Here is an 18,862-nt window from a genome sequence, read left to right as displayed (position 1 = left end):
TCAAATTTATAGAGCTAATTTAATATATTAAAATGTAACCTAGCTATCGTAATAAGTATCTGATTGGTATACTGGAGTTCAAATAGGAAATTGAGAATGTAATGAGCAACAAACGACTTTTATTTATTCCCGTATCATCACCAGAAGGCATTGGTGAATATATGCGCTCGTTGTTGTTGGCTCAAAGTTTAAAGGCAGAACTTACTGATTCTCTCGATATTCACTTCATACTAAACAAGCATACAAGCTACGCAAAAAAGTGTCCTTTTGAAGCCACATTGCTTGAACACTCAGCGACTAAAGAGCTTGATTCTGTTTGCGACTTTATAGAGCAATTTAAACCTGACGTCGTTGTTTTTGATTGTGCAGGACGTGCAGGGCATATGAAAGCGGCTAAAAAAGTAGGCGCTAAAGTTGTATTTATTTCTCAGCATGCAAAAAAACGCGCTAAGGGATTGAAGCTAAACAGGATTAATTTAATTGATACACATTGGGTTGTACAGCCTGATTATTGTATTGAGCCACTTACGTGGGCTGAAAGTGCGAAGTTAGACATGTTTCCCTTGGCACACCCTCGTAATGTAGGCCCTTTTGTTCCATTTGCTTCTTGTGAGCAAAAACGTGATGTTTTAAATCGCTATAACTTAGTATCTGATGGCTATTTTATTGTTAATGCGGGTTCTGGCGGGCATATATTAAATAATCTTAATTGTGCGGAGGTTTACTTTAAAGCCGCGCTTAAAATTACCAAGCATACTGGTTTAAAAGCAGTTGTTGTGTTTGGTGCAAATTATAATAAAGCAATTCCTAAAAGTGATGAGGTTACTTGTTTATCAAGCCTGCAAGGAACCGAATTTTTGGCATTAATGAGCCAAGCTAAAGTCGCATTACTTAGTGGTGGAGATACTTTATTGCAAGCAATTGCAGTTCAAACCCCTGTTGTGGCATGTGCTATCTCAAAAGATCAAAATACACGATTGGATCATTGCGTTAATGCAGGTGTTGTAATAAAAGCAAATCTTGATATTGATGAAATTACAACGAAAATAGCTCAAGTTATTACCGAGCCTTTTTATAGTGAATTTATTGATAAGTATAAGCAACTCGATAGCACACATAGTTTCGACGTTATCACTACAGGTATAAAAAATATGCTTGTAGGAGATCGCTTATGAATATAGTGATTGTAATTGATTCACTAGTAGGTGGTGGTGCTGAAAAAGTAATGCTTACCTTGGCTGAAAAAATGGCAAAACTACAGCACAATGTCACTATATTATCTCTTGCGAGCAACGCTGAGTATGACATTCCTGATATAGTTAAAGTTGATAGCCTTTTTCCTGATAGAGCATCTAAAGTAGATAGATTCTGGCAGCGAAAAAATAGTATTTTGCGATTAGAAGCGTGGTTTGAAAAAAAACAAAGCGAGATTGGCAATATTGATCTAGTGCTTTCTAACCTTGATAGAAGTAATAACTTGCTCGCGCTTAGTAATATCAAAAATGTTCATTTTGTTATTCACAACTCAGTTAATGCAGAACTTGCCCGTCAAAAAAAGTTAGGTCCATTTTCATATTTATACCTTAAAAAAAGTAAGCAAAACTTAAATGGTAAATCACTTATTTGCGTATCAAAGGGTGTTGAAAAAGAAATAATACAAGGGGATTTAATTAACCCAAGTGCAATCGCGACTATTTATAACCCGTTCGATTTTGAAAAAATAAACCAACAAGCAAATGAACAAAATAACAATATCCCAAATGAGCCTTACTTAATTCATGTAGGAAGGCTCGCCAAACAAAAACGCCACGATATATTATTTGCAGCATTTGCAAAGCTTGATAAAAAATACAAGTTAGTCCTTTTATGTAATAAACCTGCAAAAGCGTTAAAGCTTGCACAGCAATATGGCATAGATAAACAGTTAGTAGTGCCTGGATTTCAACAAAACCCGTACAACTGGATTCTGCATGCCAAAGCTTTAGTTTTGAGCTCTGATTTTGAAGGGCTGCCAACGGTATTAATTGAGGCTTTAGCGGTGGGTACTCCGGTAGTTAGCACTAATTGTACATTTGGACCAAGCGAGATATTAACAGGCGAGCTGAGTAAATATTTAGTACCCGTTCAACAAAGTGAGGCATTAGCCAATGGCGTTAAGCAGGTGCTAGCAGATAAGCCAAATGTAGAAAACGCAGATATTCTAAAACAAGTACAGTCAGAGCAGGTTGCTCTGCAGTATTTAGCATTGGCTAACTAAGTTAACTTATATTAGCGAGTGTTTTGAGGTAGTTGCTGTGCAGAGTTTGCCAGTCACTCGCTTGCCAATTAAAGACATCATTTCGACCTTGCTCTTTTAAAAATGAGCGCTCAAGGCGTGCCATATTACTTTGTTGCCACTGTGGGTTAGGCGCTCTTATTTCACCTCTATCAAAGTCGATAATATACACATCACCAATATCATTAAATAAAATGTTATTAATGTTTAAATCGGCGTGACAAACGCCTTTTGAATGAAATAGCGCGATTGTTTTAGCAATGCGCTCCAACTCATCTTCAGTCAATGGGCGTTCAATTAATATATCGAGTACACTTTTAGCGCCTTTAACAGCCTCGGTAATAATATCACCACGGTAAATTAATCCGCTGTGGGTTACTTTTGCTGCAACAGGGGTGGGTACGTTTAAACCAAGCTCTATAAGTTTACTCATTAAACTAAACTCTTTATACACACGGGTTTGTTCAAGCCCTGGGTATAAATATTGATCGCTTAGCAATTTACCCACTAAACCACCGCGCCAATAATGCCTAAGTACGGCTGTTAATTCGTCTTGTTTAAAAAACCATGCTGTTGCTCTGCCTTTTTTAGCGCCCACAATTTTATTTTGTTGTTGCCAATAATTTGCATCAAACCAATCGAGGGTAATTTGGCTTGTGTATTTAGGGTGGCTTAATACAGTGTGGTTGCCTTGCACGTGTTGTTTAAACATAGCTCTGTGTAATTGCTAAATAATGGGCCTATATTAGCGCGTTTTAAAGCTGAGGATAAGTGCTTGCAATAGCGTGATTATAATTTAAGATCGGCTTTTGTATTTAATACCTAAGGGAATGTGTGACTCAAGCTCCTAATTATTCATCTATTTGTATATTAAGACTCTCTGCCATTGGTGACGTATGTCATGGTGTGAGTGCTGTACAAGCTATTCAAAAAGCACACCCTAATGCAAAAATTACGTGGGTTATTGGCAAAGTAGAAGCCATGCTACTTGCCGACTTACCGGGTGTTGAGCTGGTGGTATTTGATAAAAAGCAAGGCAAAGCAGCGCTGAAAAGCTTAAAGCAACGCTTCAAAAACCAAAAGTTTGATGTGTTACTTAACATGCAAGTTGCATTAAGGGCTGGGTTTGTAGCGCGCTGTATTCCTGCAAAAGTAAAAATAGGGTTCGATTGGGCACGTTCAAAAGAATTGCACAGCTTATTTATTAATAAACGAATAGACCCACAAGCCCAGGCGCATGTGCTTGAAGGCTTTAAAGGTTTTGCAAAAGCCATTGGTGTAGCTGATTATAAACCGAGTTGGGACATGCCATATACCGAGCAAGACCAAGCGGTTGCAGATGAGTTATTAACATCAGAATACCTAACTAATAAACTATTAGTAATATCGCCTGCAGCTAGTAAAGCGCAGCGTAATTGGCTCGCTGATCGTTATGCCACATTGGCTGATTATGCAAGCGAGCAAGGCTTTAAGGTGGTATTGACGGGTGGCCCAACAGAGCTTGAAATTAACCTAGCAAATAGCATTATTGAGCACAGTAACACGCCTATTTTAAATTTAGTCGGTAAAACAAAACTCAAAGAGTTGTTGTGCGTGTTAAAGCGTGGCAGCTTAGTGCTCGCGCCCGATACGGGTCCTGCGCATATGGCAGTAACTGTTGGTACGCCGGTTATTGGTTTATATGCACATTCAAATCCAGCACGCACAGGTCCTTATTTATATCAAGACTACGTGGTAGAGGTTTATCATCAGAACTTGTTTAAGCAAACAGGTAAAACGGCTGAGCAAGTACCGTGGGGTACACGCGTAAAAGGCGATGATTTAATGAGCCAAATTACAGTTGATGATGTAAAAGCGATGTTTGACCATGTTGTACAAAAAGAGTCTTTGTAATGAATGCACAACAAAAAAATAAAGCGCTTTTTTTAGACCGAGATGGCGTGGTAAATGTTGATCATGGTTATGTGTATCAAAGCGATAAATTTGAATTTATTGACGGTGTTTTTAGCACCTGTAAAACATTTTACGATGCAGGCTATAAAATCATAATCGTCACTAATCAATCTGGAATTGGTCGAGGTTATTACACCGAAGCTGATTTTTTAGCAATGACCGAGTGGATGAAAGACCAGTTTAGTGCCCACAGCATTGCAGTTACCGATGTGTATTTTTGCCCGCATCACCCTAAAAAAGCGGGCCCTGAATATTTGAAAGAGTGCAGTTGCAGAAAGCCTGCGCCAGGTATGTTATTACAAGGCATACAAGAGCATAATATCGACCCTGCTTGCAGTATTATGGTGGGCGATAAACTCAGTGATATGCAGGCTGCGAAAAAAGCAGGGATCACTACCCGTGTTTTAGTGCGTTCAGGGCAAAGCTTTGACGAAAGCGCTAAGCAAGAAGCTGATTTAATTATCGATTCTATAAGTAGTTTACCTGCACTTTTAAACACATAAATAAACAGCCTGTAAACTGGCAGGAATTCCTTCCAACTTAGGGTGTTTGCGACGAACTGCAAACCGTGCATTTTACCCATTAAACTTTTACAATACCCCCATAATAAACAGCCGTGAAAGTGCGGTTGTTTACCCGTTCAAATAGATGGAGAACCTAGATGAGAGCATCTGCTTTTTTTAGCCAGTTACAACAGCAAATTGAAGACGTAAAAACCGAAGGTTTGTATAAAAACGAACGTATTATTAAGTCCCAGCAGCAAGCTCAAATCGAAGTTGCATCAGGTAAAGTAATCAACTTTTGTGCTAATAACTACTTAGGTTTAGCTAATAGCCCAGAGTTAATTGAAGCGGCGCAAAATGGTTTAAATAATCATGGTTTTGGTGTGGCTTCAGTACGTTTTATTTGTGGCACGCAAGATATCCATAAAACACTAGAGCAAAAAATCAGTGCGTTTTTAGAAACAGAAGATACTATTTTATATTCTTCATGTTTTGACGCAAATACAGGTTTGTTCGAAACTATTTTAGGCGCAGAAGACGCTATTATTTCTGATTCATTAAATCATGCATCAATTATTGACGGTGTACGTTTATGTAAAGCTAAACGTTTTCGTTATGCAAATAACGACATGGCTGATCTTGAGAAGCAACTTATTGCAGCAGACGAAGCCGGTGCTAAAACTAAACTAATTGCTACCGATGGCGTGTTTTCTATGGACGGCGTTATTTGTAATTTAGAAGCTGTGTGCGACTTAGCCGATAAATATGATGCGCTTGTAATGGTAGATGACTCTCACGCAGTTGGCTTTGTTGGCGAAAACGGTAAGGGTACACCTGAGTACTGTAATGTATTAGACCGTGTAGATATTATCACCGGTACATTAGGTAAGGCGCTGGGCGGTGCTTCAGGTGGTTATACATCAGGTAAAAAAGAAATTGTTGAATGGTTACGTCAGCGTTCACGCCCATACTTGTTCTCAAACTCATTAGCGCCTTCAATTGTTACTGCATCAATTAAAGTACTTGAAATGCTTGAAAATGGCGGCGAGCTTCGCGCTAAACTTTGGTCAAATGCTAAATATTTCCGTGAGCAAATGGAAGCTGCTGGTTTTACGTGTGCAGGTAAAGATCATGCAATTATCCCCGTAATGCTAGGAGATGCCAAAGTAGCCTCGTTAATGGCTGATAAATTACTTGCTGAAGGCATTTACGTAACCGGCTTTTCATTCCCTGTAGTACCAAAAGGGCAAGCGCGTATTCGTACACAAATTTCAGCGGCGCATAGCATTGAGCAGCTCGATACTGCTATTGATGCATTTACCCGTATTGGTAAAGAAATGGGCGTTATTTAATTTTATTTTAAACCGAAGCCTCGCTTCGGTTTTTTAGTTGAGTGTGGATTATGAAAGCATTATCTAAATTAAAAGCAGAACCGGGCATTTGGATGACAGATGCACCAAAGCCAGAAGTGGGTCACAACGATTTACTGATTAAAATTCGCAAAACAGCTATTTGTGGTACCGACGTACATATTTACAAGTGGGACGAGTGGGCAAGTAAAACCATTCCAACGCCTATGGTTGTTGGTCATGAATATGTTGGTGAAGTCGTTGATATGGGTCAAGAAGTTCGTGGCTTTCAGGTTGGCGACCGCGTATCTGGCGAAGGGCATATTACGTGTGGGCATTGTCGAAATTGTCGTGCTGGACGTGTACATTTATGCCGTAATACAACGGGTGTAGGTGTAAACCGTGAAGGTGCGTTTGCCGAATATTTAGTTATTCCTGCATTTAACGCATTTAAAATTCCAGATAATATTTCTGACGAACTGGCTTCTATTTTCGACCCATTTGGTAACGCCGTTCATACCGCACTATCGTTTGACTTAGTTGGCGAAGATGTACTTATCACTGGTGCTGGCCCAATTGGTATTATGGCAGCAGCTGTTGCAAAACATGTTGGTGCTCGCCACGTTGTAATTACCGACGTAAACGAATACCGCCTAGATTTAGCACGTAAAATGGGTGCTTCACGCGCTGTAAACGTTGCAAATGAAAAGCTTGAAGATGTAATGAAAGAGCTAGGTATGACAGAGGGCTTTGATATTGGCCTTGAAATGTCAGGTGTGCCAAGCGCGTTTAATTCAATGCTTAATAATATGAACCACGGCGGTAAAATTGCCATGCTAGGTATTCCACCATCTGATATGGCAGTTGATTGGAACCAAGTTATTTTTAAAGGTTTAGTGATTAAAGGTATTTACGGTCGCGAAATGTTCGAAACGTGGTACAAAATGGCAAGCTTGATTCAATCTGGTCTTGATTTGAACCCAATTATTACACATCAGTATTCTGTGGATGACTTCCAAGCTGGCTTTGATATGATGATTTCAGGTCAGTCAGGTAAAGTGATTTTAAACTGGGATTAACTCCCACCTAAATTACAAGAAGGGCGGCTTTAGCCGCCTTTTTTATACTATTAATTAAAGAGATTTCAATGGCATTTAAACATATTTCTATAGCGCAAACGTTAGAGCTTTTAGATAAAGAAGACGTGGTAATTGCAGATATTCGCGATCCTAATTCGTATCAAGCCGGTCGCATTCCAGGCTCAGAAGCACTTTCTAACGGTAATATCGCACAATTTATGATGGAAAAAGAATTCGATCAGCCAATTATTATTGTCTGCTACCACGGTATGAGTTCACAAGGCGCAGCTAGCTACTTAGTTGAGCAAGGTTTTGAAGACGTTTACAGTATGGATGGCGGCTTTACAGCTTGGGAAGCTGCTTACAGCGAGAAAGTAGAGCGATGATAGAGCTTGGCAGTTTAAATAACCCGCGCGCCGCACAGGGCTTTATAGATTATTTAAAAAGCCAAGGTTTACAAGGACAATTAAGCTCCTCAGATGGTAGCAATGTCATTATTAGTGTTGCGCCTGAGCATTTTCATCAAATACAACCTTTATGGGCCGAATTTACACAAAACCCTAACCATGAACGCTATCAACAAGCTTCATGGGATGTAGGTAGCACACAATCGCCGCTTAAATACCAAGGGCAATCACTTAATCTAATGACGCGATTTAAAGCGCTTAGCTGGTTAAATCAAACCGTAAGTATTGTAAGCGTTATAATCTATTTTGCTTTTTTACTAGGTGGTATTGAGACCATTTACACCATGATGCAGTTTAAACCTACGCAGCCTTTAAGTTGGTTAACGCCCGCCCTCGTACATTTTAGCGCGATGCATATAGTGTTTAATTTAATTTGGTGGATGTCGCTTGGTGACAATATCGAAAAACAATGCGGAAAACTCACCCTAATAGGTTTGTTTTTAGTAACTGCACTTATAAGTAATTGGGCACAATACTTAATGGTTGGCCCCAATTTTGGCGGCTTGAGTGGTGTGGTGTATGGGCTACTTGGTTTTTGCTGGATTCATAGCTTTTTAAATCCTAACAAGCCTGCGCTTGTAAGTACGGCTATTGTTGGCTTTATGTTGATTTGGTTAGTGCTTGGGTTTGCTGATGTATTGTTTGTAGGTATGGCTAATTGGGCGCACTTAGGTGGGTTACTTAGCGGTATGGCTTTTGCCTATACCGCCAAAATATTTAACGCAAAACGTTAAATACTAATGATATAAATATTTAGTGAACAAGACTTCACGGATGATCTCTTGTCCTGTTTCTTCTTTTAGCAGGCTTTTTAGTTTTTCGGCGCACTTTGCACGTATTTCTTCACGGCCAGTAAGTGATTTTATTTTTTCTTCTGGTTCTTTAGATAAAATCTCTACTAGGGCATCACGAAGTAATGGCGTGTGGTGTTCAACCACTGCAATATCAGAAGTATCAGTAAGCATTAAATCAATAGTTACACGCACATAGCCCATTTTTTTACTTGATGCGCCAATGTAGTTGGTGATTATATCTGGCTCAAAACCAAAATAACCAACTGTGGATTCAGCACGAGCTGTAAAGCTTATAACGCTTACAAAGAACGTAAAAAGACCTGCGTATACTATTTTTTTCATATTTAAAGCGTTTCTTAAAACTTGTTACAAATAGTTTATACTTAATAGTAGGTAATAAACAGCGCCAAGCAATTATTTATGGTTATAAAACATCACTTTTTCAAAAGCTTTGGCAATGGTATCATCTCGTAGTTTTTTATTTTGTTGAGCTATTGTGATTACTTATCCTCTGTCTATATCTGCTAATTGGCAGTCCACTTCTTATATAAGTGACTTATCTCCTCTAGAGCGAGAGTGGCTTTTTGAACAGAATTCATTAACGGCTAAATTAAAAAGTAACTCAAAAACTTTTAATGTAAAGGTATTAAGTGAGCAGTTATTTACTTTGAGCCCAGAGCAAAACTTACTACTAAACAGCACAGCTAAAACAGCTATTAATAGAGAAGTTCTCTTACTGTGCGATAACAAACCTGTGGTGTACGCACAAAGCTGGCTTCCTAAAAATGATTCTATTAATCCTTTGCACAATATGGGCGAGCGTCCTTTAGGTGATGTGATTTTTCAAGACCCAGCATTAAAACGAACGGATATAGAAATTGCTTATTTTGATGACACGCACCCTATTCAGCAATTAGTTACAAAATTGAACTTACCCGAGAAAAACTTACTAGGGCGTCGAAGTGTATTCTCACTCAAAGAATATAAGTTTTTAGTGTGTGAAGTGTTTTTACCTGGAGCATATTTATACTCATGAAATTAGCCGCTTTAAAGCCAAAACATATTCCTTATTATATACAGTTAATGCGTATAGATAAGCCCATTGGTACCTTGTTATTACTTTGGCCAACATACTGGGCTTTATGGCTTGCTAATAGTGGGATGCCGAGCTTACTCAACCTTATTATATTCACGCTGGGCGTTGTTGTTATGCGTAGCGCAGGGTGTGTAATTAATGATTTTGCAGATAGAAAAATAGACGGCTCGGTAAAACGCACAGCTCAACGGCCGCTAGCTTCAGGGCAGGTGGGTAGTGGTGAAGCACTTAGTCTATTTTTACTACTCATAGTTATTGCGTTCATTTTAGTATTAATGCTTAGCGTTAATACTATTTTGCTTTCTTTTGGTGCTTTGGCTTTAGCCTTTTGTTACCCCTTTATGAAGCGCTATACACAGTTACCTCAAGTTGTTTTAGGGGCTGCATTTGGTTGGGCTATTCCTATGGCGTATATGGCTTCAATTAATGCACTACCACAGCAGGCATGGTTATTATTTATAGCCAATATTTGCTGGACAGTGGCTTACGACACCATATATGCGATGGTTGACAGGGACGACGATTTAAAAATAGGGGTAAAATCAACCGCTATTTTATTTGGTAAATACGACCGCCATATTATCTTTTTACTTAATGCTGTATTTATAGCGTTGGTTGCTTTTATTGGTATAAGCAATCATTTAAGTGTCGCGTTTGGCGTTGGTTTAAGTATTGCTGCGGGCCTATTGGCATACCAACAAACGCTTATTCATAAACGTGAAAGAGATGCCTGTTTTAAAGCGTTTTTAAATAATCATTACGTGGGTTTGGCTATCTTTATAGGGTTATTACTTTCATACCCAATAGCATTTTAAAAGCCTCAATAAAGGCTGTTAAAATGCTCTATTAGGAGTTATCGAGGCGGATCAATAATGCCGCTAATAGAGGCGTTTTTTCTAAACCAGCCTGCAATAGAATAGCGATCGTCAACGGCGGGAAGTACTTCGTGGGCAAAGCGTTCGCTTTCAAACATTACTAATGTGCCAGCAGTTGGTTTAATTGTTATTTCTATCTCTTTACTTTTAGGTTTATAAATAACAAGTTCGCCACCTTGCTTAGGCGTATTTAAATAAAGTACCGTTGTAAATACTCGATTAGAGCGACCTTTAAATGCATCTAAGTGCTTTTTGTAAAAATCACCCTGTGTATATTTTGCATAATGGCATTCGTAATCAAATAACCCCATAAAAAAACTGCGATTTAACGTGGTCTTTATACTTTGCATTATTGCTTGATAGGTAAGCTGTGCTTGAGAGCTGCCGTCAAACCAATAGGTTTTATCAGTACGTACGGTTTTATCTATTTGTAAGTCATTTAATCGACCAATACCAGCAAGGCTAAAGTGAGGGTTTATACGGTGGCAGTCTGCAACTAAATCGTTAACTAAATCGGCAATAAGCGCGTTATGAATTACGGTATATCCTTGGCGTTCTATATCATCTAAATAGACATCAGGACCAAAAAGTGTGTTCATTCACATCAGCTGTTTAAAAAAGGTGCGACAGTGTAGCCGAAAAGCTGTTAAAAGCTACTGTTTATTGTGCCGCACTTTTTGAAATATCAGATTAGCTAAATGCAGCACCCGCTTTTTTTATAAGCGATAGTAAATGCTCTACATGTTCAGTAATCGACGTCTGTTGGCTTGTTTGTACAACGAGTTGTTCGTGGTTTAAATCTTTATTTGTTTTAAGTTGTACTAATTCAGAATTCTCTGCGATTGCATTAGCATGTTCAATGCTTGCAATAGCAAAATGATCTGATTTAACTACACCTGCCATTACTTGCTCAATACTGCCCACTTTAATACTTGATGATTTATTTAAAGAATCAATTGCTTCATTAAGCATAGTTTGTACTTGTTTAGACTCAGAGAAACAGCCAAACATCGGGTAGCTATCAAGGTTTTGTTTACTTATATCGTTTTTATGGGCAAGAGGGTGGTTTTTTGAAACAAATAATACAAGCTGATCTGGTAAGTGAATGTCACTACCAATGCTGTTAATAGCTTGAGAGTATACGCTTATATCTATTTCACCCTGTTGGAGTTTGCGTGTTAGCTCTTGCTGATCTTGTAGCTGCATCTCAATTTTTATATGAGGGTATTGAGCTAAAAACTGTCCACAAGAAATAGGTACTATGCTGCTTGCCTTATTGGTATACCCAATAACGAGCTTTTCATTGGCATTACCGTTTACTGATTGAAAAATCCGCTTTTTCGTTAGCTCAAGTTCCGATAGGGTTGTTTTAGCATATTCTAGAAAAAGTTCGCCTTCTGGCGTTAATTTAACTGAGCGTGTTGAGCGTTTAACTAATTCATATCCCATTTCATCTTCAAGTGTTTGAATGCTGCGCGTTAGCGCTGAAGTACTAATTTGGGTTTGTTCAGCAGCTTGTCTAAAATGACGTAATACACCAAGTGCTACAAATTGCTCTAATTGTTCAAATCTCACTTTATAGTCCCTTTTTATAAGTAAGTCGCAGATACCACTGGCATCAAATACATTAATTTTTTATTCTAAAGTTTAGTAAAATTCTATATTGAAATACGTTTGTAAGTTCATACGTGTTTCCAGCAGGATACCCCCCTTTTAGTATTAATTAAAGAGTAAAGCGACCAAATAGTATTACTTTTTAAATTCATAACTAGTTGTTTATTGTATTTTATCTATATTTTTGCAATGGGTTATCTAAGCAAACTTATTTGTAGTCAGTAAGTTAGTTAGTATATTTGGATTAAATTGTTCTAATTAATAAAAAAGTACGCCCCAAAAAGGGGCGTTCATACAACATGATTGTGACAAATAATAGAGTGTTTTATTTATAATACTCTATTTTACAAAATTTCTATTTATTCGGCTGCTTAGTGGTTTATTTTCAATGCTTTGCAGTTCTATCTCGATTGCATCACAGGAAATATGTATTTCAAATAAAGACGTTAATAACGATAAACTTAAGCAAGCTAAGCTAATGCCAAATAAAATAATTCCTGTGGTATTAAACTCAATAAATAATGCAAACATTGATAGTGTACACAGTAGAAAAGAGGCTACCCCGTACACCTGCATCGTTCTAATTAGCTTAATACGTTTGCGTAAGTTAGTGATTTGAGCCACTACAACAGGCCGAATAGATTCACCCTCCCGCGCATTTAGCTCCCTAATTAATTGCGCTAAAACTAAAAATCGGTTTGTATAGGCAAGTAATAGCAGCGATATGGCCGGAAAAAGTAAGCCTGGGGTTGTTAGTGTCATGTTTATTCCTTAAAAGTACAGCATGCTAATAATCTAGCGCAGGATATTGTTAACACAAAATAAATGAGGTGAATATTGCAAAATATTAATAATAACAATTCAACAGATAGCTCTTTTCAATGGGTTACAATTTATAAAGCTGAAAATACCTTGGAAGCGAATATCGTAAAAGGCTTAATACAAACTGCTGGAATAGAGTGTAAAATTAAAGGCGAGATGCTCCAAGGGGCGCTTGGAGAAATTCCATATGATCAGGCGCAAGTTAGTGTGCAGGTTTATGCGATAAAAGAGCGCCATGCGCGGCAAATATTGGTAAACTATCAACAAGTAAAACAATCCGCTCCAGATTGGGTATGCCCTAATTGTAATGAGCATAATGGATCAACATTTGATTTTTGTTGGTCGTGTGAGACGTTAAAGAATGACTAAAGCAAATAATTTTCAGCGTATTAGAGAGCTTAACTATTTACAAAAGGCCGTGTTAGCAAGTGCTTTAATAGAGCGAATGCTGCCAAATTACGGTTTATTTAGCGAGGCAACGGGGTTTGGTGATGAAACCTTATTGCGTAATTCGCTTAATGTTTGTTGGGAAAAAATATTACTGCCTAAAAGTAAAATAGATCTCGAAAAACAAGTTGAAAAAATAGAGCCAAATGTTCCTGAACTTGCTGATTTTGATATGTTTGGTACTTATCCTGCTATTGATGCTGCAACGTCTTTACTTAGCTTAATGCACGGTTTAGTGGCGCAAGATGAGCAAGAGTTCATTAGTGTGAGCAAAATATCTCAAGCAACAGTGGCTCGCTTTATTGAATACCAAATGACGGTTGAAGGTGAGGTTGCAGATAACACAGCAGTGAGAGAGCACCCATTAATGCAGTACGAAATTGAAGTATTAGGTGAGCTAATTGATTTTGTAGAAAATATGGGGCGTATTACCTCTGATAGCGTAAAGGCACTAAAAAAGTTTGCCCTTGAAGATGGCCAAACAAATATTGGTCTTACGTTATAAAAGAAGCAAAGTAGAATTTAAAAGGCAGGAGAAGTACAGTGCGAATTTTAGGCATTGAATCGTCATGTGATGAAACGGGTATTGCAATATATGATGACGAAAAAGGCTTGTTAGCTCATCAATTATACAGCCAAGTAAAAGTACACGCTGATTACGGCGGTGTAGTGCCGGAACTTGCATCGCGCGATCATGTTCGTAAAACATTACCACTTATAGATGCAGCTTTTGCACAAGCAGGTTGTGGCCCTGAAGATTTAGACGGTATTGCTTATACTGCAGGCCCAGGTCTAGTTGGTGCATTATTGGTAGGTACGTCTATTGGTCGTTCATTAGCATACGGCTGGGATATACCTGCGGTAGCAGTACATCACATGGAAGGGCATTTACTTGCTCCGATGCTTGAGGAAAATACCCCTGAGTTTCCGTTTATTGCATTGCTTGTATCGGGCGGTCATACCATGATGGTTAAAGTAGCGGGTATTGGACAATACGAAGTACTAGGTGAGTCAGTTGATGATGCCGCAGGCGAGGCCTTTGATAAAACGGCTAAGTTACTTGGTCTTGATTACCCCGGTGGCCCACGCTTAGCTAAAATGGCTGAACAAGGCGTAGCAAAGCGCTTTGTATTTCCTCGCCCTATGACCGACAAGCCAGGTCTTGATTTTAGTTTTAGTGGTTTAAAAACAGCGGCATCAATCACGATTCGTGAAAATGACGACGATGATCAAACCAAAGCTGATATAGCGCATGCATTTCAAACTGCGGTTATTGATACCCTCGTTATTAAGTGCAAGCGTGCGCTTAAACAAACAGGTATTAAGCGTTTGGTCATCGCCGGTGGTGTGAGTGCAAATACACAGCTTCGACTGCAGCTCGAACGCGTAATGAAAGGTATGAAAGGCGAAGTGTTTTATCCGCGTACTGAATTTTGTACCGACAATGGTGCAATGATTGCTTATGCTGGAATGCAACGCTTAAAAGCAGGGCAATTTGCCACGCTTGATATGAAAACAAAACCTCGTTGGCCTATAGATAGCCTTGAGCCGATTTAATGAATCATATTTTAGATATTTTTGTTTTCATCGGTGGGTGCTTTTTTAGCACCCACTTTTGGTTCTTCCCCACTAAATAATCGAATAATATTAGTACGGTGACGAAATATAATTAACAGCGTGATAAAAGTAACGGGAAGAGTATAAAGTGGCTTTATTAGCCATGTATACAAGGGCGCTAAAGATACAGCTACAAGCGCTGCCAGTGATGAATAGCGTGTTATTGCCACTATAACTAACCAAGTACACACAAGTAAACCTGCCAATGACAAGCCAATAGGTAATAATGAGCCAAATGCCGTTGCTACGGCTTTACCGCCTTTGAAGCTAAAAAACAGTGGGTACATATGGCCTAAACAAGCAGCTACTGCGACTAAACCAAGCTCTAAAGGTTCAACTTCTAAAAAATAAGCCCCCCATACCGGAATAGTGCCTTTTAAAATATCAAACACTAGAACCAAGCAAGCCGGAAATGCTCCGCCTAATCTATAAACATTTGTAGCTCCTGGGTTGTTAGAACCACTATTACGAGGGTCTGGGAGTTTGAACAACCGCGACACTAAAATAGCCGACGAAATCGACCCAAGTAAATAAGCTAAAACAAACATTATAGTGGCTAACACGCGCTTCCTTATTTTTTAATTGCTATACCAATTGATAGTGCTTTTAGGCTATTATTGGCAGCAAAATTTATCGTAAAAATTATTAACGGGCTATTTAATAGCTAGTTTAGTTATTTTGCTATTGTAGAAGTTATTTTTACATATTTAAACACTGGCTAAACCATATACAGTATTAATTTTATTCATGCTTAGTATAGTTGCTTAGTAGTTTGTTGTTATTTGGAGTATCAATGGATAAGGTTTTTATATCTCAATTGCACGTCGACACTATTATTGGAGTGTACGACTTTGAAAAAGAAAGTAAACAGAGCCTTTATTTTGATATTGAAATGCTAAGCGATATTAAGCCTGCAGCTGAAAATGACGATATTAATTTAGCACTCGATTACTCAAAAGTAAGTGAGCGAGTTATTGAGCACTGCACTTTAAAACCTGTAGAGTTGCTAGAAACTTTAGTTGAACAATTAGCGCATATTATTTTAAGCGAGTTTAATACTCCACAAGTTACCATAAGAGTAAGTAAACCAGCAGCAGTAGCACAAGCGCAAACTGTAGGTGTTGAAATTACACGTGTTAAGGCAACTGACTAAATGGCTCAAATTTATATCAGCCTAGGGTCAAATATAAATAAAGCGCATTATATACAATGTGCATTAATTGCACTTAAGCAGCACTTTGAACATATTGTACACTCGTCTGTTTTTGAAAGTGAAGCAGTAGGGTTTGCTGGCAATAATTTTTATAATTCAGTCGTTGGCGCTACAACTGATATGTCGCTTGTTGATGTATGCGCTTTATTAAAACAAATAGAGCGTGATAATGGACGCACAGCGAACGATAAAAAGTTTAGTCCACGAACGCTCGATTTAGATTTACTATTTTATGATGATGTAATTTGCGCTTCTCCAGCACAATTACCACGAGATGAAATAACTAAAAACGCATTTGTATTACAACCTCTTAGCGAGGTTGCCCCAGATTTCTATCATCCTGTAGCTAAACAAACGATTGCGCAGTTATGGAATGAATATAATAACCCTCAACAAAAGCTATGGAAGGTGGAGTTTTCTAACCCATGAGTATCATCGAAATAATTATTTTAGCCCTCATACAGGGATTTACTGAGTTTTTACCAATATCTAGTTCTGCGCACTTAATTCTCCCATCGCAAATTTTAGGCTGGGAAGATCAAGGGCTTGCGTTTGACGTGGCAGTACATGTTGGTACTTTAATTGCCGTTGTTATTTATTTTCGCAAAGAGGTCGTCGACATACTCAGTGCGTGGTTTAAATCCTTTGGAGCACAGGGTACTACTGATGATAGTAAGCTAGGTTGGTGGATAATTTTAGGCACTGTGCCTGCCGCTATTTTAGGCTTACTTTTAAAAGACTTTATAGAGTTGTACCTACGAAGCGCTTGGGTAATTGCTACTACCACAATTGTGTTTGGTTTATTGCTTTGGTACGCGGATGCAAAAGGTAAGCAAATTAAAACTATTTATCAGCTTAATTGGAAAACAGCACTTATTATTGGTTTTGCACAAGCTGTTGCAATGATCCCGGGAACTTCTCGCTCAGGTATCACGATGACTGCTGGTTTAATGCTTGGAATGAATAAGCAAAGCGCAGCGCGTTTTTCGTTCTTACTGGCAATTCCAATTATTTCTATGATGGGGCTTTATTATACTGCAGAGCTTGCTTTGGGTGACCATGTGGTTGATTGGAATACATTATTACTAGGTGTAGTGCTATCGTTCTTATCGGCTTATGCATGTATATTTATGTTTTTAAAAGTAATAGAGCGAATGGGCATGTTGCCATTTGTGATATATCGTTTATTGCTCGGTGTAGGTTTAATAGTATTTTTAATGATGTAGCAAATAATGACTAATAAAAAAGCCTTCTAATTAAGAAGGCTTTTTTATTATCAAGTGGTCATTTTGGCACGAGTGAAGTGCTTACTCGCAATGGTAACTAAGCACGAATTTTGGCATTATAGCGCCATTAAACTTTGCATAGCTGTAAAGTGAGCATACGATTTAAGGAAAGTATATGCATATACATATTTTGGGTATTTGTGGCACGTTTATGGGTGGTATTGCAGCCATTGCTAAATCGTTGGGTCATAAAGTAACGGGTTCCGATCAAAACGTTTACCCACCAATGAGTACGCAACTTGAAGAGCTTGGCATTGAACTAACTCAAGGCTATGACGTATCTCAATTAGAGCCAAAGCCAGATATGGTCGTTATTGGTAATGCAATGAGCCGGGGTAACCCATGTGTTGAATATGTGCTTGATAAAGGTCTGCCTTATACATCTGGCCCTGAGTGGCTTAAGCATAACTTACTGCAAGATTCTTGGGTGCTTGCGGTTGCTGGTACGCATGGTAAAACAACCACAGCAAGTATGCTTGCGTGGGTATTAGAGTACGCAGGTTTAAAACCAGGGTTTTTAATTGGCGGCATAGTGCAAAATTTTGGTGTATCGGCAAAAGTGGGTGAAACGCCATTTTTTGTTATTGAAGCCGATGAATACGACACTGCTTTTTTTGATAAGCGCAGTAAGTTTGTACACTACCTCCCGCGTACACTTATCTTAAATAATCTTGAATTCGATCACGCTGATATTTTTGAAGATTTAAACGCAATAAAAAAACAATTTCATCACTTAATGCGTACATTACCTCAAAGCGGCAAGGTAATTTGGCCAAAGCAAGACGTAGCGGTTAATGACGTAATAGCACAAGGGCTTTGGAGCGAAAGCGAAACTCTAGGCGATGATTGGAGCTATGAATTAATAAAAGCCGATGGAAGTGAGTTTAATGTATTACTTAATGGCGAAAAGCAGGGCACTGTCTGTTGGCAAGCAATAGGCGAGCATAACGTTAAAAATGCGATTATGACTATCGCAGCAGCGCGCCATGTGGGTATAGCCATTGATCATAGTATTGATGCGTTAGGAGAATTTATTAGCCCTAAAAGGCGTATGGAGCTTAAGGCTGATATAAATAATATTAATGTGTATGACGACTTTGCGCATCATCCAACGGCAATTAAAACAACGCTTGCGGGCTTGCGGGCAAAAGTAGGCGATGAAAAAATTATCGCTATTTTAGAGCCGCGCTCAAACACAATGAAAATGGGCGTACACCAACATACATTATTAGATTCACTGCGTGATGCTGACGAGGTACTACTTTTTGAACCAGAGAATCTAAATTGGTCGCTAAAAGAGCAAGCAGATAAAGCAGGCATGCAGTGCTTTAGCAGCACGCAAACAATTATTGATACGGTGCTTGAAAATATTGAGCCTAATCAGCATATTTTAATTATGAGCAATGGCGGCTTTAATGGCCTTCATCAACACCTTGTTGATGGCTTAGCTGATAAATACAGCGGAGAATAGT

Annotated in this window: 23 protein-coding genes; 17 read left to right on the top strand and 6 right to left on the bottom strand. The window is 38.6% G+C overall.

Going from position 1 to position 18,862, the window contains the following annotated elements; all coding sequences use genetic code 11:
- The first annotated feature begins 101 nt into the window (after nt 1–101).
- Together H5120_RS05455 and H5120_RS05450 are read left to right on the top strand one after the other, a co-directional pair.
- A complete protein-coding gene (locus H5120_RS05455) occupies nt 102–1,175 on the top strand; it encodes a glycosyltransferase (protein ID WP_182673825.1) in 1,074 nt (357 codons plus the stop codon).
- Nucleotides 1,172–2,257, top strand: coding sequence for a glycosyltransferase (locus H5120_RS05450; RefSeq protein ID WP_182673824.1), 1,086 nt, complete (start codon nt 1,172–1,174; stop codon nt 2,255–2,257). Before H5120_RS05455 ends, H5120_RS05450 begins: the two co-directional genes overlap by 4 nt.
- Before the next feature lies 1 nt (nt 2,258).
- Here the strand turns inward: H5120_RS05450 and H5120_RS05445 are convergent, their stop codons facing one another.
- The gene (locus H5120_RS05445; RefSeq protein ID WP_182673823.1) at nt 2,259–2,987 is read right to left on the bottom strand and encodes a 3-deoxy-D-manno-octulosonic acid kinase; all 729 of its coding nucleotides are present in this window, start codon (nt 2,985–2,987) and stop codon (nt 2,259–2,261) included.
- A 122-nt stretch (nt 2,988–3,109) separates the two neighbouring features.
- On the opposite strand from H5120_RS05445, the gene H5120_RS05440 reads away from it, so the two are divergent.
- From H5120_RS05440 to glpG, 6 genes are all read left to right on the top strand, one after another.
- Nucleotides 3,110–4,168 carry a glycosyltransferase family 9 protein gene (locus tag H5120_RS05440; protein ID WP_096792579.1) on the top strand — a complete coding sequence of 353 codons (1,059 nt, stop codon included), beginning with the start codon at nt 3,110–3,112 and terminating at the stop codon, nt 4,166–4,168.
- The gene (gmhB, locus tag H5120_RS05435; RefSeq protein WP_182673822.1) at nt 4,168–4,731 is read left to right on the top strand and encodes a D-glycero-beta-D-manno-heptose 1,7-bisphosphate 7-phosphatase; all 564 of its coding nucleotides are present in this window, start codon (nt 4,168–4,170) and stop codon (nt 4,729–4,731) included. The genes H5120_RS05440 and gmhB overlap by 1 nt, the downstream gene beginning before the upstream one ends.
- Nucleotides 4,732–4,889: 158 nt before the next feature.
- Nucleotides 4,890–6,083, top strand: a complete 1,194-nt coding sequence (locus H5120_RS05430) for a glycine C-acetyltransferase (protein ID WP_002961055.1) — start codon at nt 4,890–4,892, stop codon at nt 6,081–6,083.
- Between the two features lie 50 nt (nt 6,084–6,133).
- Entirely contained in the window at nt 6,134–7,159 is a 1,026-nt protein-coding gene (gene tdh, locus H5120_RS05425) for an L-threonine 3-dehydrogenase (protein WP_024595694.1), read from the top strand.
- Between the two features lie 68 nt (nt 7,160–7,227).
- A complete protein-coding gene (gene glpE / locus H5120_RS05420) occupies nt 7,228–7,545 on the top strand; it encodes a thiosulfate sulfurtransferase GlpE (RefSeq protein ID WP_010554397.1) in 318 nt (105 codons plus the stop codon).
- Nucleotides 7,542–8,360: a rhomboid family intramembrane serine protease GlpG gene (glpG, locus tag H5120_RS05415; RefSeq protein ID WP_182673821.1), complete on the top strand. Its 819-nt coding sequence runs from the start codon at nt 7,542–7,544 to the stop codon at nt 8,358–8,360. The genes glpE and glpG overlap by 4 nt, the downstream gene beginning before the upstream one ends.
- A 3-nt stretch (nt 8,361–8,363) precedes the next feature.
- Here the strand turns inward: glpG and H5120_RS05410 are convergent, their stop codons facing one another.
- Entirely contained in the window at nt 8,364–8,762 is a 399-nt protein-coding gene (locus tag H5120_RS05410; RefSeq protein WP_002961049.1) for a flagellar basal body-associated protein FliL, read from the bottom strand.
- 154 nt (nt 8,763–8,916) lie between these two features.
- Here H5120_RS05410 and H5120_RS05405 point away from each other — a divergent pair, with 154 nt between their 5' ends.
- Both H5120_RS05405 and ubiA read left to right on the top strand, forming a co-directional pair.
- Nucleotides 8,917–9,456 carry a chorismate lyase gene (locus H5120_RS05405; protein WP_182673820.1) on the top strand — a complete coding sequence of 180 codons (540 nt, stop codon included), beginning with the start codon at nt 8,917–8,919 and terminating at the stop codon, nt 9,454–9,456.
- On the top strand, nt 9,453–10,331 hold the full coding sequence (ubiA, locus tag H5120_RS05400; protein ID WP_182673819.1) for a 4-hydroxybenzoate octaprenyltransferase: 879 nt from the start codon (nt 9,453–9,455) through the stop codon (nt 10,329–10,331). Before H5120_RS05405 ends, ubiA begins: the two co-directional genes overlap by 4 nt.
- A 38-nt stretch (nt 10,332–10,369) precedes the next feature.
- Here the strand turns inward: ubiA and H5120_RS05395 are convergent, their stop codons facing one another.
- From H5120_RS05395 to H5120_RS05385, 3 genes are all read right to left on the bottom strand, one after another.
- A complete protein-coding gene (locus H5120_RS05395; RefSeq protein WP_002961046.1) occupies nt 10,370–10,990 on the bottom strand; it encodes a 2OG-Fe(II) oxygenase in 621 nt (206 codons plus the stop codon).
- 91 nt (nt 10,991–11,081) lie between these two features.
- Nucleotides 11,082–11,966, bottom strand: a complete 885-nt coding sequence (locus H5120_RS05390) for a LysR family transcriptional regulator (protein WP_182673818.1) — start codon at nt 11,964–11,966, stop codon at nt 11,082–11,084.
- 378 nt (nt 11,967–12,344) lie between these two features.
- A complete protein-coding gene (locus H5120_RS05385) occupies nt 12,345–12,767 on the bottom strand; it encodes a DUF2721 domain-containing protein (RefSeq protein WP_182670776.1) in 423 nt (140 codons plus the stop codon).
- A 75-nt stretch (nt 12,768–12,842) separates the two neighbouring features.
- On the opposite strand from H5120_RS05385, the gene H5120_RS05380 reads away from it, so the two are divergent.
- The 3 genes from H5120_RS05380 to tsaD are packed head-to-tail and all read left to right on the top strand — an operon-like array spanning nt 12,843 to nt 14,831.
- On the top strand, nt 12,843–13,196 hold the full coding sequence (locus tag H5120_RS05380) for a DUF2007 domain-containing protein (RefSeq protein ID WP_002961041.1): 354 nt from the start codon (nt 12,843–12,845) through the stop codon (nt 13,194–13,196).
- Complete coding sequence (locus tag H5120_RS05375) at nt 13,189–13,779, top strand: YjaG family protein (protein WP_182670777.1); 591 nt, start codon at nt 13,189–13,191, stop codon at nt 13,777–13,779. The genes H5120_RS05380 and H5120_RS05375 overlap by 8 nt, the downstream gene beginning before the upstream one ends.
- Nucleotides 13,780–13,817: 38 nt before the next feature.
- Entirely contained in the window at nt 13,818–14,831 is a 1,014-nt protein-coding gene (gene tsaD, locus H5120_RS05370; RefSeq protein ID WP_165744224.1) for a tRNA (adenosine(37)-N6)-threonylcarbamoyltransferase complex transferase subunit TsaD, read from the top strand.
- 11 nt (nt 14,832–14,842) lie between these two features.
- Here the strand turns inward: tsaD and plsY are convergent, their stop codons facing one another.
- Nucleotides 14,843–15,454: a glycerol-3-phosphate 1-O-acyltransferase PlsY gene (gene plsY, locus H5120_RS05365; protein ID WP_002961038.1), complete on the bottom strand. Its 612-nt coding sequence runs from the start codon at nt 15,452–15,454 to the stop codon at nt 14,843–14,845.
- 230 nt (nt 15,455–15,684) lie between these two features.
- On the opposite strand from plsY, the gene folB reads away from it, so the two are divergent.
- The 4 genes from folB to mpl all read left to right on the top strand — a co-directional run bounded on the left by folB (nt 15,685) and on the right by mpl (nt 18,861).
- Nucleotides 15,685–16,044, top strand: a complete 360-nt coding sequence (gene folB / locus H5120_RS05360; protein ID WP_024604056.1) for a dihydroneopterin aldolase — start codon at nt 15,685–15,687, stop codon at nt 16,042–16,044.
- Nucleotides 16,045–16,533: a 2-amino-4-hydroxy-6-hydroxymethyldihydropteridine diphosphokinase gene (gene folK, locus H5120_RS05355; RefSeq protein WP_024604057.1), complete on the top strand. Its 489-nt coding sequence runs from the start codon at nt 16,045–16,047 to the stop codon at nt 16,531–16,533.
- Nucleotides 16,530–17,330, top strand: coding sequence for an undecaprenyl-diphosphate phosphatase (locus H5120_RS05350; protein WP_149603106.1), 801 nt, complete (start codon nt 16,530–16,532; stop codon nt 17,328–17,330). The genes folK and H5120_RS05350 overlap by 4 nt, the downstream gene beginning before the upstream one ends.
- A 175-nt stretch (nt 17,331–17,505) precedes the next feature.
- Nucleotides 17,506–18,861, top strand: coding sequence for a UDP-N-acetylmuramate:L-alanyl-gamma-D-glutamyl-meso-diaminopimelate ligase (gene mpl, locus H5120_RS05345; protein ID WP_182673817.1), 1,356 nt, complete (start codon nt 17,506–17,508; stop codon nt 18,859–18,861).
- Nucleotide 18,862 lies beyond the last annotated feature (1 nt).

Origin of the sequence: Pseudoalteromonas sp. SR43-2 (genome assembly GCF_014163885.1) — a bacterium.
GTDB lineage: Bacteria > Pseudomonadota > Gammaproteobacteria > Enterobacterales > Alteromonadaceae > Pseudoalteromonas > Pseudoalteromonas distincta.
The sequence above is the reverse complement of the archived record's forward strand: the minus strand, read 5'-3'. Positions and strand labels throughout refer to the sequence as shown.

Excerpts from the sequence above, each read along its gene's own strand:
- H5120_RS05455 (WP_182673825.1), top strand. The coding sequence starts at position 102 with ATGAGCAACAAACGACTTTTATTTATTCCCGTATCATCACCAGAAGGC.
- H5120_RS05450 (WP_182673824.1), top strand. The coding sequence starts at position 1,172 with ATGAATATAGTGATTGTAATTGATTCACTAGTAGGTGGTGGTGCTGAA.
- H5120_RS05445 (WP_182673823.1), bottom strand. The coding sequence starts at position 2,987 with ATGTTTAAACAACACGTGCAAGGCAACCACACTGTATTAAGCCACCCT.
- gmhB (WP_182673822.1), top strand. The coding sequence starts at position 4,168 with ATGAATGCACAACAAAAAAATAAAGCGCTTTTTTTAGACCGAGATGGC.
- H5120_RS05430 (WP_002961055.1), top strand. The coding sequence starts at position 4,890 with ATGAGAGCATCTGCTTTTTTTAGCCAGTTACAACAGCAAATTGAAGAC.
- tdh (WP_024595694.1), top strand. The coding sequence starts at position 6,134 with ATGAAAGCATTATCTAAATTAAAAGCAGAACCGGGCATTTGGATGACA.
- glpE (WP_010554397.1), top strand. The coding sequence starts at position 7,228 with ATGGCATTTAAACATATTTCTATAGCGCAAACGTTAGAGCTTTTAGAT.
- glpG (WP_182673821.1), top strand. The coding sequence starts at position 7,542 with ATGATAGAGCTTGGCAGTTTAAATAACCCGCGCGCCGCACAGGGCTTT.
- H5120_RS05410 (WP_002961049.1), bottom strand. The coding sequence starts at position 8,762 with ATGAAAAAAATAGTATACGCAGGTCTTTTTACGTTCTTTGTAAGCGTT.
- ubiA (WP_182673819.1), top strand. The coding sequence starts at position 9,453 with ATGAAATTAGCCGCTTTAAAGCCAAAACATATTCCTTATTATATACAG.
- H5120_RS05395 (WP_002961046.1), bottom strand. The coding sequence starts at position 10,990 with ATGAACACACTTTTTGGTCCTGATGTCTATTTAGATGATATAGAACGC.
- H5120_RS05385 (WP_182670776.1), bottom strand. The coding sequence starts at position 12,767 with ATGACACTAACAACCCCAGGCTTACTTTTTCCGGCCATATCGCTGCTA.
- H5120_RS05375 (WP_182670777.1), top strand. The coding sequence starts at position 13,189 with ATGACTAAAGCAAATAATTTTCAGCGTATTAGAGAGCTTAACTATTTA.
- folB (WP_024604056.1), top strand. The coding sequence starts at position 15,685 with ATGGATAAGGTTTTTATATCTCAATTGCACGTCGACACTATTATTGGA.
- folK (WP_024604057.1), top strand. The coding sequence starts at position 16,045 with ATGGCTCAAATTTATATCAGCCTAGGGTCAAATATAAATAAAGCGCAT.
- H5120_RS05350 (WP_149603106.1), top strand. The coding sequence starts at position 16,530 with ATGAGTATCATCGAAATAATTATTTTAGCCCTCATACAGGGATTTACT.
- mpl (WP_182673817.1), top strand. The coding sequence starts at position 17,506 with ATGCATATACATATTTTGGGTATTTGTGGCACGTTTATGGGTGGTATT.